General features: G+C 72.1%; 14 protein-coding genes. 7 read left to right on the forward strand and 7 right to left on the reverse strand.

The window, feature by feature from the left end; translation table 11 throughout:
- Window positions 1–45 precede the first annotated feature (45 nt).
- Genes OG562_RS25120 through OG562_RS25130 form a run of 3 tightly spaced genes read left to right on the forward strand, consistent with a single transcriptional unit; the run spans window position 46 to window position 3,370 of the window.
- The gene (locus OG562_RS25120) at window positions 46–2,001 is read left to right on the forward strand and encodes a long-chain fatty acid--CoA ligase (RefSeq protein WP_266401454.1); all 1,956 of its coding nucleotides are present in this window, start codon (window positions 46–48) and stop codon (window positions 1,999–2,001) included.
- Window positions 2,002–2,042: 41 nt separating this feature from the next.
- Window positions 2,043–2,516 carry a hypothetical protein gene (locus OG562_RS25125; protein ID WP_266401457.1) on the forward strand — a complete coding sequence of 158 codons (474 nt, stop codon included), beginning with the start codon at window positions 2,043–2,045 and terminating at the stop codon, window positions 2,514–2,516.
- Between the two features lie 17 nt (window positions 2,517–2,533).
- Window positions 2,534–3,370 (forward strand): HEAT repeat domain-containing protein, encoded by an 837-nt coding sequence (locus tag OG562_RS25130; protein ID WP_266401459.1) that lies wholly within the window; start codon window positions 2,534–2,536, stop codon window positions 3,368–3,370.
- Between the two features lie 95 nt (window positions 3,371–3,465).
- Here OG562_RS25130 and OG562_RS25135 read toward each other — a convergent pair whose 3' ends face one another.
- The 4 genes from OG562_RS25135 to OG562_RS25150 all read right to left on the reverse strand — a co-directional run bounded on the left by OG562_RS25135 (window position 3,466) and on the right by OG562_RS25150 (window position 6,607).
- On the reverse strand, window positions 3,466–4,602 hold the full coding sequence (locus OG562_RS25135) for a CU044_5270 family protein (protein WP_266401461.1): 1,137 nt from the start codon (window positions 4,600–4,602) through the stop codon (window positions 3,466–3,468).
- Window positions 4,599–5,222 (reverse strand): RNA polymerase sigma factor, encoded by a 624-nt coding sequence (locus tag OG562_RS25140; protein ID WP_266401462.1) that lies wholly within the window; start codon window positions 5,220–5,222, stop codon window positions 4,599–4,601. Before OG562_RS25140 ends, OG562_RS25135 begins: the two co-directional genes overlap by 4 nt.
- Before the next feature lie 120 nt (window positions 5,223–5,342).
- The gene (locus OG562_RS25145; protein WP_266401464.1) at window positions 5,343–5,903 is read right to left on the reverse strand and encodes a hypothetical protein; all 561 of its coding nucleotides are present in this window, start codon (window positions 5,901–5,903) and stop codon (window positions 5,343–5,345) included.
- Window positions 5,904–6,034: 131 nt separating this feature from the next.
- Window positions 6,035–6,607 carry a GNAT family N-acetyltransferase gene (locus tag OG562_RS25150; RefSeq protein ID WP_266401466.1) on the reverse strand — a complete coding sequence of 191 codons (573 nt, stop codon included), beginning with the start codon at window positions 6,605–6,607 and terminating at the stop codon, window positions 6,035–6,037.
- A gap of 133 nt (window positions 6,608–6,740) precedes the next feature.
- Between OG562_RS25150 and kstD the strand changes: the two genes are divergently transcribed.
- Window positions 6,741–8,552: a 3-oxosteroid 1-dehydrogenase gene (gene kstD, locus OG562_RS25155; protein WP_266401468.1), complete on the forward strand. Its 1,812-nt coding sequence runs from the start codon at window positions 6,741–6,743 to the stop codon at window positions 8,550–8,552.
- Here the strand turns inward: kstD and OG562_RS25160 are convergent.
- Window positions 8,549–9,217, reverse strand: coding sequence for a class I SAM-dependent methyltransferase (locus OG562_RS25160; RefSeq protein WP_266401470.1), 669 nt, complete (start codon window positions 9,215–9,217; stop codon window positions 8,549–8,551). The two genes, kstD and OG562_RS25160, sit on opposite strands and share 4 nt — an antisense overlap.
- 185 nt (window positions 9,218–9,402) lie before the next feature.
- Window positions 9,403–9,606, reverse strand: coding sequence for a cold-shock protein (locus tag OG562_RS25165; protein ID WP_003974443.1), 204 nt, complete (start codon window positions 9,604–9,606; stop codon window positions 9,403–9,405).
- Between the two features lie 298 nt (window positions 9,607–9,904).
- Between OG562_RS25165 and OG562_RS25170 the strand changes: the two genes are divergently transcribed.
- From OG562_RS25170 to OG562_RS25180, 3 genes are read left to right on the forward strand one after another with little or no spacing between them, the layout of a single operon-like run.
- Entirely contained in the window at window positions 9,905–10,753 is an 849-nt protein-coding gene (locus tag OG562_RS25170) for a menaquinone biosynthetic enzyme MqnA/MqnD family protein (RefSeq protein ID WP_266401472.1), read from the forward strand.
- Between the two features lie 43 nt (window positions 10,754–10,796).
- The gene (locus tag OG562_RS25175) at window positions 10,797–12,419 is read left to right on the forward strand and encodes a serine/threonine-protein kinase (protein WP_266409499.1); all 1,623 of its coding nucleotides are present in this window, start codon (window positions 10,797–10,799) and stop codon (window positions 12,417–12,419) included.
- The gene (locus OG562_RS25180) at window positions 12,420–13,028 is read left to right on the forward strand and encodes a hypothetical protein (RefSeq protein WP_266401474.1); all 609 of its coding nucleotides are present in this window, start codon (window positions 12,420–12,422) and stop codon (window positions 13,026–13,028) included. It abuts the gene before it with no gap.
- A 25-nt stretch (window positions 13,029–13,053) separates the two neighbouring features.
- On the opposite strand, the gene OG562_RS25185 is transcribed toward OG562_RS25180, so the two are convergent.
- Window positions 13,054–13,917: a hypothetical protein gene (locus tag OG562_RS25185; RefSeq protein ID WP_266401477.1), complete on the reverse strand. Its 864-nt coding sequence runs from the start codon at window positions 13,915–13,917 to the stop codon at window positions 13,054–13,056.
- Between the last annotated feature and the right edge of the window lie 191 nt (window positions 13,918–14,108).

The raw sequence follows: 14,108 nt of genomic DNA on the forward strand, positions 1-14,108 counted from the left end.
CATTGCAGCAAGCAGTCTCGTCGCTGCACGCCCAGGGAGCCGCCCGTGTCCACCCCGTACTCAGACTCCGCGCCGTACGCGGAGGCCGCCTCCGCCGAGCACCGCCTCGACCAGCCCCCGGTCCTCGTGGAGCCCGAGACGCGACGGCTGGACGGTGCCGTACGGGAGGCGTCCGTACCGGCGTTGGCGCGACCGGTGACGTACGGCTCGCTCGCCGAGCTGCCCTACGACAACGCGGCCGCCGCCAAGGACGCGGTGGTCCTCAGCCGCAGGGACCACGAGGGGCAGTGGACGGACGTCACGGCGGAGGACTTCGCCGCCCAAGTGCAGGCGGTGGCCAAGGGGTTGATAGCCGAGGGGCTGGTGCCGGGCGACCGGATCGCGATCATGGCCCGGACGACGTACGAGTGGACGCTGCTCGACTTCGCCGCCTGGGCGGCCGGTCTGGTCACCGTCCCCGTCTACCCCACCTCCTCGGTCTTCCAGACCCGTTGGATCCTGCACGACTCCGGCGCGGTCGCCCTGGTCACCGAGACGGTCGCGCAGGCCGCCGCCCTCGGCCCCGAACGCGACCGGCTGCCCGACCTGCACCACCTGTGGGTGATGGAGAAGGGGCATGTGGACCGGCTCGCGGAGGCGGGGGAGCACGTTCCGGACGCCGAAGTCGAGATCCGCCGGGGGATGTTGGTCCCCGACACCCTCGCCACCCTCGTCTACACCTCCGGCACCACGGGCCGCCCCAAAGGCTGCGCGCTCACCCACGGCAACTTCTTCGCCGAGATCGACAACGCGATCGAACTCCTCTACCCGGTCTTCAAGTCGAAGGGCGACGACCTCTCCGTCCTCCTCTTCCTCCCCATGTCCCATGTGTTCGGCCGGATGGTGGCCATCGCCTGCATCCGCGCCCGGGTCCGCCTGGGACACGCCCCGAGCATCAAGTCCGAGCACCTCCTCCCGGACCTGGCGGCCTTCAGACCCACCTGTCTCCTGGCGATCCCCTACATGCTGGAGAAGGTCTTCAACACCGCCCGCGCCCGCGCCGAGGCGGGCGGCCGCCTCAGCTCCTTCGACCGTGCGGTGAACGTGGCCCGCCGCTACGGCGAGGCGGTCGAGGCGCAGAAGACGGGAGCCGGATCCGGCCCCGGCGCGACCCTGCGCGCCGCCCGCGCCCTCTACGACCCGCTCGTCTACCGCCGCATCCGCAACGCCATGGGCGGCCGGGTCCGGCACGCCATCTGCGGCGGTTCCCCGCTCGGCCGCCGCCTCTCCTCGTTCTACCTCGGGGCCGGCATCGAGATCTACGAGGGCTACGGCCTGACCGAGACCACGGGCGCGTCGACCGTGACCCCGCCGCTCAAACCCCGCCTGGGGACGGTGGGTTGGCCCCTCCCCGGCACAAAGATCCGCATCGCCTCCGACGGCGAGATCCTCATCGCGGGCGACCACGTCCTGCGCGGCTACTGGGACCCGGCGGCCGGCGGAGTCACCCCCGCCGCCCCCGACGGCTGGCTCGCCACCGGCGACCTGGGCGAGCTGGACGACGAGGGATACCTGACGATCACCGGCCGCAAGAAGGAGATGATCATCACGGCGGGCGGCAAGAGCGTCGCCCCCGCGCCTCTGGAGAACTGGCTGCGCTCCCACCCCTTGATCTCCCAGGCCATGGTCCTCGGCGACGGCCGCCCCTACGTCTCCGCCCTCCTCACCCTCGACCCCGACGGCATCTCCCACTGGCGTCAGATGAACGGCAAGCACCCGGTCCCCGCCGAGCTCCTCATCGGCGACGAGGAGCTCGACGTGGTACTCCAGCGGGCGGTCGACGAGGCCAACAAGCTGGTCTCGAGACCGGAGTCGATCCGCCGCTTCGCCGTCCTCCCCCTCGACTTCAGCGAGTACGCCGGCCACCTCACCCCCTCCATGAAGCTGCGCCGCGAGGCGATCCTGCGGGACTTCGCGGACACCGTGGAGGAGCTGTACGAGCAGGAGCGGCAAGAGCCGTAAAGGAGTCGCAGGACAGCCGTCGACCAGGGAGTATGCCGTTTGTGAACGGCATCGAGTTCTTCCACTACCCCCGCTTCTGGGGCATCCGAGTCGACGGCAAGGACCTGCGCGAGCAGACGGCCTGGGCGACCCGCGAACTGTGGCGACCGGAGCTGGAGGACCAGTTCGAGGACCAGGAGGGCGAGTCGGCCGAGCTCATCTGGTGTCAGCACGAGGGCCTGGGCGTGGCGGAGTTCGAGGACAGGCCGGACCACTTCCTCGCGTCGGCCACCGCCGTCCCCGTCCTCGGCTGCACCTGCGGCGTCTGGGAGTGCTGGCCCCTGACGGCGGACATCACCCCGACCCCTGCGACGATCACCTGGTCGTCCTTCCGCCAGCCGCACCGCGCGCAGTGGGGCGAGCTGCCGATCGGCCCCTTCGTCTTCGACCGTACGGCCTACGAGGCGGCGCTCAGGTCCCCCACCGTGCTTCCGGAGGACCCGCTGGGCCCGCCCCCGCCCGGCCTGGGAGTCTGAGGATCCAAGGAGCGACCATGGCGATGTTCGTACACCTGACCTCGGCGGCCGACGCCCCGCGCATCAGGCGGTCCGGGATCCGGGCGGTGAGCCACGGGCAGGGCGGCGCGCGGGGCGTGTACTGCTTCCCGGTGCTGCCGTCGTACACCCTCACCCACCAGTGGCTGCGCGAGCTGGCGCGGTTCGGCAGCCGGGGCGGGCTGGTGGCGGTGCACGTCCGGCTGGACGACGTGGAGCCGGTGCTGACCGGCCGCTACGGGGACCGTGCGCGCAACGCCCAGGAGACGGTCGCCGCGGCGGAGGCGGTACGGCGGATCGCGGCGCTGGAGGACCCGCGGGGGTGGGAGGTGTTCGTGCCCCGGGCGATCCGGCCGCGCGAGGTGCACCGGGTGCGCAGCGCGCCGCAGGCGGTCGGCTGGCGGTACAAGCCGGACGCGCACGGCACCCGCCCCTGCACCTGCTTCGGCTGCCAGGTCCGCGGCGGCTACGGCGCACGGCGGCTGCGCGAGCGCCTGCCGCACCCCCTGGACGGCCCCCCGCCGCCGCCCAGGGTGCTCCTGGCCCGCATCGCGGCGGCCGGCGACCCCGGCGATCCGGCCGCGCTGCGCGAGGCGCTGCACTGGTTCGGCAGCCGCAGACGCGGCCCGCTCCCCGAACTCATCCGTCTGTCCGCCCACCCCGACCCCTCGGTCCGCGAGGAGCTGGTCTGGGCGATCGCCGCCTGGACCACCCCCGGCGTCCCCGAACTCCTCGCCCGCCTCGCCGACGACCCGGACGCGGGCGTACGGGAGGCGGTGGAGGCGGTCGTGGAGAACGAGGACGAGGGCGAGGACGAGCATGAGGAATCGGACTAGGACTCGGACGAGGACTCGGACTCGGAGGAGGACTCGGACTCGGAGGAGGACTCGGACTCGGAGGAGGACTCGGACTCAGGCTAGGGCTAGGACAGTCAGGGGCGTTCGCCCGGCTTGTCCACGACCCCCCAGGCGTTGCGGACGTCGGTCATGACGTACTCCTCGGGCTCCATCGTGGGCGCGTCGGGATCGGGGACTTCGAGGGGCGCGCCGGTCGAGACCTCTCCCAGGTACGCGTACGTCTTGGGGTCGAAATAGATCTCCTGCTTGCCCTGGTGGCCCGAGGGGGCGGGCTTGCTGTAGTTCACCATCACACCGATGGCCGGGCGACCGATGGGATCCTTGATGCCCTTCTCCACCCGGGCGCCGGGGATCTTCGCGAGCGCGCGGAAGAGCCCCGCCTGAGCGTTCGGCGGGATCAGCACGGACCGGTAGAGGACGTCGATCTCCCGCCAGTCGCGCTGCGCCGCCGTCTCGCCCTTGATGTCACCGATGGCGTGCTCCTTGCGGATGGCCTTCATCATGCGGTCGGGGTCGCTGGGGAGAGTGGCCAGGAAGCGGTAGAACTGGCGCTGCGAACGGTCGTCGTAGCCCTCCTTCTTCCACTTCTCCTCCTGGTTGGGCCCGTACCAGACCTGGAGCTTGTTCGGGTCGAAGTCCTCCAGGTCCTCGGCCCCGCGCGGGAACCCGGGGAGCTGTGCCTCGCCGGTGCCGTCCCAGCGGGTCCAGCGCTCCGACGTCGTGCCGTCGCTGCCGAGGGAGGTGCTCTTCTCATAGACCCACTGCTTGGGGCCGGGTTCGGTGACGCCGAGCTTCTCCACCGTGGCGGCGGCCAGTTCGAGGGTGTCGGCGGAGGCCTGTGCGGAGAGCAGCCGACGGCCGTCGGAGGGGGTGGGAGCGGCGGTGGCGGGGGAGCCGTCGTCGGGGAGGGCGGCGACGATCCCGCCGGTCACGGCGAGGGCCGCGGTCGCGGCGGCGGACACCAGGACGATCCTGCGCCGGGGGGGTGCCGTGCGCACGGGGGCGGGTGTGCGCCCGGCGGCCTCCAGCCGGAACGCCTCGCTCAGCAGGGCGCGTTGAGGGGCGAGCCGGTCGCTGTCGGGCAGCGGGGCGTCGGGGCGCAGCACACGAGCCGAGAACAACTCGTCGAGCTCACCCAGCTCACCCATCTCGTTCGTCTCGCCCATCTCGTTCGTCTCGTTCGTCTCGTTCGTCTCGTTCACGTTGCTCATGCGAGGTCACCTTCGGGTACGGGCGATGCGAACGGTTCGTTGGCGAGGGGGCTGTGGGCGCCCGCGGAGGCGCGCAGCTTCTTGCGGGCGCGGTTGAGCCGGGAACGGACGGTGCCCACGGGGACGCCCAGGGCCTCGGCGATCTCCTGGTAGCTGAAGTCCTCCCAGGCGAACAGCAGCAGCGCGTGCCGGTCGCCCTCCGACAGCTTGGCCAGCGCCTTGGCCAACGGCCGGGAGGCGGCCTGCGCGGTGACGCGGTCGTCGGCGCAGTCGGTCCAGGTCCAGCTCTCGGCCACCGGGTCGCGCCCGGTACGGGCCAGCAGCCGCAGCGCCCTGACCTCCTCACGCCGGTGCCGGCTGATCAGCTTCGCCGCGATGCCGTGCAGCCAGGGCCGGACCCCGGCCCGCTCGCTGTCGTAACGGGCCCGGATCCGGAAGGCGGTCAGAAAGGTCTCGGCGGTGACGTCGTCGGCGGCGTCACCGCCCAGACGACGGGCGACATACCGGTGGATGGCAGGCGCATGCCGGTCGAAGAGCGCCGCGAAACACTCCGGTTCGTCGAGCGAGGCCGCGATCAGCACGGCATCCGGTTGTGCGGTGCGGCACAACGAGTCAGTCATGGACGGTCCGTCCGTGGGCGCAGGGGAAAGGGACAGCGTTCACCCAGTACTTGCCGACGAACCGCAAAGGGGTTCACGGGAGTTCACACCCCCGGGACGCCCGTTTCCTCGGCCTGCCTATCACCACGTCAGGATTTCGCTGTTGTTGAGAGCCGCCGTCACCAGTCGGTCGGCCAGCCCGGCGAAGGCGGTGCTCAGCGCGTCGTCCGAGATACGGGCGGCATAGCCCTGGAAGACCAGTGCGGCCGTGGCCTGTACGGCGGGGCGGACGTTGTTCCCGTCGACGGCGAGCGCCTGCTGAAGCTGGACGGGCAGGGGCCACTTCTTGGGCCAGGGCGGCCTCGGCGGCGTAGGACACCAGTCGTCCCCGACCTCCCTGAGGAGCTCGCCCGGATCCCGCCCCGCCAGATTCGCGGCGATGGTGGCCTCCGCCACCGAGACGGAGGTGTCACGGACGATGCGCCACAGAGTGTCCCCGGGGGGCAGCGGCTGCGGGTTGAGACCCGCCTCCCCGTTGTTCGCCGAGTGCATCTCGGCCGAGCGAACGCGCTCGAAGGCGCTGAGCGTTGGGTTGAGGACGGGGGGCTGGGGCGGGAAGAGGATCTCCCAGAAGCGCGGGTCGATGCGTGCCAGCAGTTCCAAGGGACGGAAGCTCTGGGCTGCGCTGAAGGTGGTGGTCACGGCGGAGAAGGTATGCCTCGATCGGGCGGGCGTTCGGACATTCGCCCGATCGAGGGCGACGTGACGAGGCGCCCCTGGGCGTCCTGGAACGGGACGTCGGCAAGACGGTGTGGGCAGAGGGTGCGGTTGTCTCAGGACGCCTCGTCCCGCAGCACGCTGTAGGAGACGGCGTCGCGCCAGTGGCCGTCGCGGAAGACGAGGCTGCGCAGGACGCCCTCGCGGGTGAAGCCGGCCTTTTCCAGGGCGCGTTGCTCGGCGATGTTCTCCCGTTCGGTGACCGCCTCTATCCGTGCGACGGGGGTGTGCGCGAACAGGTAGTGGACGAGGAGGCGTTGGGCTCGGGTGCCGACTCCGCGTCCCTGGGCCTGGGGAAGCAGTTGGATGCCCGTGTTCCAGCAGTGCGAGGCGGGCGAGGTGACGATCTTGCGCCAGGCCACGAAGCCGAGCCGGGCGGTGCCGGACGTCACCATCAGCTGGCCGCCGTCCTCGGAGAGCAGGCCGTTCTCGATCCAGCGCTGACGGAAGCGCCCCGGGTCCGCCCAGCCGAACCAGGAGAACGGCCCGGCGGCCTCGGGGTCGACGAGGAACCGCTCCAGCATCGCCAGATCGTCCTCACGGACAGGTCGCAGTCGCACGGCATCGGCTTCGGCTTCGGGATCGGCTTCGGTATCGGCAGCGGGATCGGTATCGGCATCGTCGGTCATCCCGGTCACGCTAATCGGCGTGCCGTCGCATGGCCCTTGACTTCACAAGACCCAAGCAGGACATTCCGGTCCCCTCAGTCGTTCCCGACTGTTCCCGCCCGTTCCCCTCTGTTCCCGGCGAGTTGGAGTGGCCATGACCACCACGAGCACGGACTCCGCGAGACCCTCCGGCCCGCCCTCCCGCAGGATCGTGCTCGGAGCCGCCGCCGGTGCGGCCACGGGCACGGGGGTCGCACTCGCGGCCGGCGTCGGCGTCGGCGTCGGGGTCGGGGGAGCCCAGGCCGCCGACCTTCCCCTCCTCGGCACCTACGACGTCGTCGTCATCGGCTCCGGGGCCGCCGGGATGACGGCTGCCCTGACGGCCGCCAAGCGGGGGCTGAGCTGTGTGGTCGTAGAGAAGGCCCCGACCTTCGGGGGATCCGCCGCCCGCTCGGGGGCCGGGATCTGGATCCCGAACAACCCCGTCCTCCTCGCCGCCGGCGTCCCGGACACGCCCGCCAAGGCGGCCGCCTATCTCGCCGCGGTCGTCGGGGCGGACGTTCCCGCCGACCGGCAGGCGGCCTTCCTCGGGCACGGGCCCGCCATGCTCTCCTTCGTCATGGCCAACAGCCCCCTGCGGTTCCGGTGGATGGAGGGGTACAGCGACTACTACCCCGAGCTGCCCGGCGGCCTCCCCGGCGGTCGTTCCATCGAGCCCGACCAGCTCGACGGCAACGTCCTCGGCCCCGAACTCGCCCGCCTCAACCCGCCGTATCTCGCCGTCCCCGCCGGGATGGTCGTCTTCAGCGCCGACTACAAGTGGCTCGCGCTGGCGGCGGTGAGCGTCAAGGGGGCCGCCGTGGCGACCGAATGCCTGGCGCGGGGCACGAAGGCCGCGCTGCTCGGGCAGCAGCCGCTCACCATGGGGCAGTCGCTGGCGGCGGGGCTGCGCGCCGGGCTGCTCGCCGCGCAGACCCCGGTGTGGCTGAACACCCCGCTCACCGACCTGTACGTCGAGGACGGCGCGGTGACGGGGGCCGTGGTCACGCGCGACGGGGCCGCCGGTCTCGTACGGGCCCGGCGCGGGGTCGTCGTGGGCTCCGGCGGGTTCGAGCACAACGCGGCCATGCGGGCGCAGTACCAGCGCCAGCCCATCGGCACGGAGTGGACCGTCGGCGCGAAGGAGAACACGGGCGACGGCATCCGGGCCGGGCAACGGGTGGGCGGGGCGCTCGCGTTGATGGACGACGCCTGGTGGGGACCGGCCATCCCGCTCCCCGGCGACCCGTACTTCTGCCTCGCCGAACGCACCCTCCCCGGCGGCCTGCTGATCAACCAGGCCGGATCCCGCTTCGTCAACGAGGCCGCGCCCTACAGCGACGTCGTCCACATCATGTACGACCGCAACCCCACCGACCCCGACATCCCGGCCTGGCTGGTCGTCGACCAGAACTACCGCAACCGGTACCTGTTCAAGGACGTCGCCCCGACCTTCGTCCTCCCCGACGACTGGTACACCTCCGGGGCCGTGCGCAAGGCCTGGACCCTCGACGCCCTCGCCGCCGCCGTCGGCGTCCCGGCCGCCGCCCTCCGCTCCACCGTCGACCGCTTCAACTCCCTGGCCCTCAAGGGAAAGGACACCGACTTCCACCGCGGCGACAGCGCCTACGACCACTACTACACAGACCCCTCCGTCCTCCCCAGCTCCTGCCTCGCCCCCCTCTGGCTGCCCCCGTACTACGCCTTCCGCATCGTCCCCGGCGACCTCGGCACCAAGGGCGGCCTGCGCACGGACGCCCGCGCCCGCGTGCTGCGGCCCGACGGCTCGGTGATCCGGGGCCTGTACGCCGCCGGGAACGCGAGCGCCGCCGTCATGGGCCACAGCTACGCGGGCGCGGGGTCGACGATCGGACCGGCGATGACCTTCGGCTACATCGCGGCACTCGACCTCGCGGGAGCGCTCTAGAGTTCTCGGCCGAGGTCGTGGGCGGCGCGGGCGATCAGGAACGCCTGCGCGACCGTCTCCCCGAGCGCGGCCTCCGGCTCCCGCACCGTGGTCGACACCGGGGCGAAGCCGGCCGCCGCCAGCAGCTCGCTCATCGTCTCCGGGCGGCGGCGCAGGAAGTCGAGGGAGACCGGGTGGCCCCAGGGCCGGTCGTGGCGCTTGGGCTCTGCGCCGACCTGGAAGCCCAGCAGCAGATGCCCGCCGGGGACCAGCACCCGGCGGAACTCGGCGAAGAGGGCGGGCAGCTCTTCCACAGGGGTGTGGATGGAGGAGTACCAGGAGGAGACGCCGTCGAGGGAGCCGTCCGGGTGACCGTCCAGCCGTAGCATCGAGCCCTGCTCGAACCGGATCCCGGGGTTCTCCCGCCGGGCGATCGCCAGCATCGACTCCGAGAGGTCGAGGCCGTGGATCGCGAGCCCGAGTCCGGCCAGGAACCCCGTGGTCCGCCCGGGTCCGCATCCGAGGTCGGCCGCCTTCCCGCCCACGCCGACCAGCTCGGCGTACGCCGTGAGCACGGCCCGCTCCAACGGCCTGCCCGCGAGCTCGTCACGGAAGCGGTCGGCGTAGTCCTCGGCGACCGCGTCGTAGAAGGTGCGGGTCTCGGTGATGAAGGGGGCGTCAGTCATGCGACCGGACGCTAGCGCTCGCCACTGACAACAGGGCCGGGAACAGGACACGGCAAGGACAGGGCCAGGAGAGGGCCGTAGGCAGGACCGGCGCGCAAAGGCAGGAGCCCCGTGCCGGGCTGGCACAGGGCTCCTTGGGTACTGCTCTCAGACTTGCGATCGCACGGGTGTGCTAATCAGCTGGGTCAGACGGGGGTGACGTTCTCCGCCTGGGGACCCTTCGGGCCCTGCGTCACGTCGAAGGAGACCTGCTGGTTCTCCTCGAGCGAGCGGAAGCCCTGCGCGTTGATCGCGGAGTAGTGGACGAAGACGTCGGGGCCGCCGCCTTCCTGGGCGATGAAGCCAAAGCCCTTTTCGGCGTTGAACCACTTCACGGTTCCGGTAGCCATAAGCCCTCCTTGGGCCCAAAGGGTTGCCCTGCTCCAGAACCCTGCAAGCGTGAAAGCAAGTGCCGCACAACTGCATACGTCTGAAAACGACGAGAGCCCGCGGTTACATGCTCCGCAGGCTCTGTACTGCAAGGGAAACCAAACTGCAACTTGCGGCGAGCCTAGCATGCAGGCAGCCGAATGCAATAGAGGTCAAGATCACGTCACCCGGATGTTTGAAGATCCAGAAAACGGGTTGACTCAAGGGGTCTCGGGGGTCGGAGTCCCGAGAGTACTGCACGGGGTCTAGCCTCGCGATGTGGACAATTCTCGCAACCGGCCGCGCGTCGGCCACATCCAGTTCCTGAACTGCCTGCCCCTCTACTGGGGGCTCGCGAGAACCGGCACGCTCCTCGACTTCGAGCTCACGAAGGACACCCCGGAGAAGCTCAGCGAGCGGCTGGTGCAGGGAGACCTCGACATCGGGCCCATCACCCTGATCGAGTTCCTCAAGAACGCCGACGACCTGGTCGCCTTTCCCGACATCGCGGTCGGCTGCGACGGCCCGGTCATGTCCTGCGTGATCGTCTCGCAGGTCCCGCTGGAGAAGCTCGACGGGGCGCGCGTCGCCCTCGGCTCCACCTCGCGCACCTCCGTACGCCTGGCGCAGCTGCTGCTGTCCGACCGCTACGGGGTCCAGCCCGACTACTACACATGCCCGCCCGACCTCAGCCTGATGATGCAGGACGCGGAGGCGGCGGTCCTGATCGGCGACGCGGCACTGCGGGCCAACCTCCTGGACGCGCCGCGCCTGGGGCTCCAGGTGCACGACCTCGGCCAGCTCTGGAAGGAGTGGACCGGCCTGCCGTTCGTCTTCGCGGTCTGGGCCGCCCGCCGGGACTACCTGGAACGCGAGCCGGTCATCACCCGCCAGGTCCACGAGGCCTTCCTCGCCTCCCGCAACCTCTCCCTGGAGGAGGTCGCCAAGGTCGCCGAGCAGGCGGCCCGCTGGGAGGCGTTCGACGAGAGCGTCCTGGAGCAGTACTTCACGACCCTCGACTTCCGCTTCGGCCCGCAGCAACTGGAGGCCGTGACCGCCTTCGCCCGCCGCGTCGGCCCGACGACCGGCTTCCCGGCGGACGTGAAGGTGGAGCTGCTCCAGCCGTAGTCTGCTCACGAGTCTGTGATACGGGGGAGGGGTGGACGTGTCCATGCAGCCGCTCGGAGCCGACGAACCCACCGAAGTGGGGCCCTACCGGCTGCTCGGCCGGCTCGGCTCCGGCGGGATGGGCCGCGTCTACCTGGGCCGTAGCGCGGGCGGCCGCACGGTCGCCGTGAAGATCGTGCATCCGCACCTCGCGCTCGACGAGGAGTTCCGCACCCGTTTCCGCCGCGAGGTCGAGGCCGCGCGGCGGGTCGGCGGGGCGTGGACCGCGTCGGTGCTGGACGCGGACCCGGAGGCCGCGGTGCCGTGGGTCGCCACGGCGTACGCGGCCGGTCCCTCCCTCGCCGCGGCGGTCGCCTCGGCCGGCGCGCCGCTGCCCGAGCACACCGTGCGGGTGCTCGGCGCGGGGCTCGCGGAGGCGCTGGCGGCGGTGCACGACCTGGGCCTCGTGCACCGGGACGTCAAGCCGTCCAACGTGCTGCTGACCGTCGACGGCCCCCTCCTCATCGACTTCGGCATCGCCCGTGCCACGGACGGCACGTCCTCGCTCACCTCGACCGGCGTCTCCGTCGGCTCCCCCGGCTACATGGCCCCCGAGCAGATCCTCGGCAAGGGGGCCGTGTCCGGCGCGGCCGACGTGTTCTCGCTCGGTGCGGTGCTGGCGTACGCGGCGACCGGGCAGCCGCCGTTCCCCGGGGACTCCTCGGCCGCGCTGCTCTACCGGGTCGTCCACGAGGAGCCGGAGCTGGGGAAGCTGGGCGACGGGCCGCTGCGGGAGGTCGTCGAGGCCTGCCTCGCCAAGGATCCCGCCGCCCGTCCGGCCCCCGGCGAGGCGGCCCGACGGCTCGCCCCGGAAGGAGCGGCCCGGCTGGTCGCGGCCGGGTGGCTGCCGGGGGCGCTGGTGGAGAAGGTGGGGCGGAGCGCCGTACAGCTGTTGAACCTGGAGGCGGCGGGGGCGGTTTCCTCCGGTCCCGTGGCGTTCAGCGGCGCGGCGGTGACGGTCGGGGAGTTCGGGCCGCCGCCGGTGATGGACGCGAGCCCGGCGACACCGGTGGATGCTCCGGCTGTTCCGGCACCCCGGGACGCTCCTCGCCCCGGGAAGGTCTCCGTCAGCGTGTCGGCCGCCGCCGTCCCCGGCGAGGGCGGGCGCGGGCGGCGGCTGAGCTGCTCCGTCGCGCTGGCGGTCGCGGGGGCGCTGGCGGCGGTGACGGTGGGCTCCGTGTTCCTCTTCCGCATGCTGCCGGGCGACGGCGGCCAGGGTGCCGACTCCGGCAGCGACGCGGGCTCGTCGGTGTCGGAACCGGCGACGGAGGGCACCGCCGTCCCGGCCCGCTACCTCGGCGTCTGGGAGGGCGAGGGCAGCGGACTCGACGGCACGCTGCCGATGGGAACCTTCCGGGTGACCGTCCAACAGGCCGACGTGGGCGAGAAGTTGGGCGAGATGCGGCAGACCGACATCCTCGGCGGGGTCTGTCTCGACGTACTCACCCTGAAGAAGGTGACGCAGAAGGAGGTCGTCGCCACGTCGGCGGGGGCCAAGAGCAACCACTCGGGCTGCAACCCGGAGCCCCACACGATCCGCCTCACCCCGACCGGCGACGACCTCACCTACACCTCGGACAGCACGGCCGAGGGCAACCCGGTGGCACGGATGTCGAGGGTCGAGTAGATGGCGGGGCAGGCGAGGCAGGCGGGCGTGGCGCGGGAAGCGGGCGTGGCGGGGCAGGTGGGCGTGGCGGGGCAGGCGGGCGTGGCGCGGGAGGCGGAGGGGCGGAAGCAGGGGTCGGGGCTGGGGCTGGGGCTGGCCGGAGCCGTCCTCTTCGGCGCGGCCGCCCTGGCCGTCGTCCTGTTCGCGCTCGGCCTGCTGAAACGGCTCGTGCGGGCGACCGCGCCGGGGCTGACGGACCTGCTGCCCGGCGGGGGTTGGACGGTCGGCGTCGCCCTCGGTCTGCTGTCCGTGGCCGGCTGCGTAGGCGGCCTGCGCCTGCGCCCCGCGGCGGGCGCGGCGGCCTGCTGGACGGTGGGCTACGGCGCGTTCCTGTACGTCCTCGGCGCGCTGCCCGCCCGCAACTGCCGTACGGGCGACGCGATGTGCGCGTACCTCCCGGGCACGGGCAGCGCCCTGCTGGCGTACGCGATCACGGCGACCGTCGCCGGCGGCCTCTGGTACGCCCGAAGCGTCCGCCTCGCGCAGACCCAACGAGCGCGGGAACGGGCCCGGTTGAAGAGACTGCGCAAGAAGGGGAAGGGCAAGAGCCGGGCAGCGCGGGGGAGGTAGGGCCGGGGCAGAGGGTTCGCCCGGGTCAGGAGGCTCGCCCTCGTTGTGTTTCCTCCTCCAGCAACCGCCGCAGCACCGGGGACAGTTCGGGAGCCCGACCGCCGGCCGCCTGCGCCGCCGCGACCGTCCTGACGTACGCGAGGGCCTCCTGCCGTAGCCGCTCCTTCTCCTGGCCCTGGCGGCTTCCCGCCACCCAGACGCGGATCGCCACGGGGACGAGGACGAGGGCGGCGAGACCGGCGAACTGGTCGTTGGCCCAGGCCCAGCCCGCGCCGATCGCCCCGGCCGCCAGAAGCAGACATCCCGCCTCGTCGTGCCAGCCCCCTTCGTCGGCGATCTGCTCGTAGGAGAGGACGGCTGCGGGCTTCGCGGGGATGTCGACGGGGGCCCGCTCAACTCCCCCGGCAGGAGCCGGAGTCGGGGTCGGGGTCGGGGTCGGGGTCGGCACCGGTGTCGCCCCCTTCCCGGTCCCGCCGTGCGACCTGCCCTCCAGCCAGGCCGGTACGTGGGTCACCGGCAGGCCGTGCGCGCGGGCCACGCCGAGGACCTCCCGGTAGCCGACGAGCGGCCCCCGGGTCAGCTCGCGTTTCCAGCGGACGCGTACGGCGGTGAGGGCGGCGACGGCGATGAGCAGGAGGGGGCCGGCGGGGGCGTAGGAGAGGGGAAGGTGCGCGGCGAGCTTCGGGACCAGCTGCGCCGCGAAGGGCCAGAGCGCACCGGCCGTCAGCGTCAGGCCGCCGATCCACACCAGTCCGCCGCGCTGGGTGGCGTCCACCGCCCGCCGGTGTTCCGCGAGCAGGTCGGCCACCGCCGCGTCGTCGGTGTAGTCCACGCCGTACCGCACGCCGATCGCCCGCACCGCCGCCAGCGCCCCGGCATCGGACTCCAACGTCGTCCTGCTTATGGGCAGAAGACCCATCTGCGCCCCCGTTGATCCTGTTCCGTCACTCCCGTTCCGTCAGGTGATCATCACATGACCTCATCCCAGGAGCGGCTGATATCGGGCGCTCGTTTTGGCGGATCTTCCGGGGGTGTTGTGGAGTGATCGTGAGCGGAAACTAGAGCGGTCGTCAGGCAGAT

The organism is Streptomyces sp. NBC_01275, from assembly GCF_026340655.1.
GTDB lineage: Bacteria > Actinomycetota > Actinomycetes > Streptomycetales > Streptomycetaceae > Streptomyces.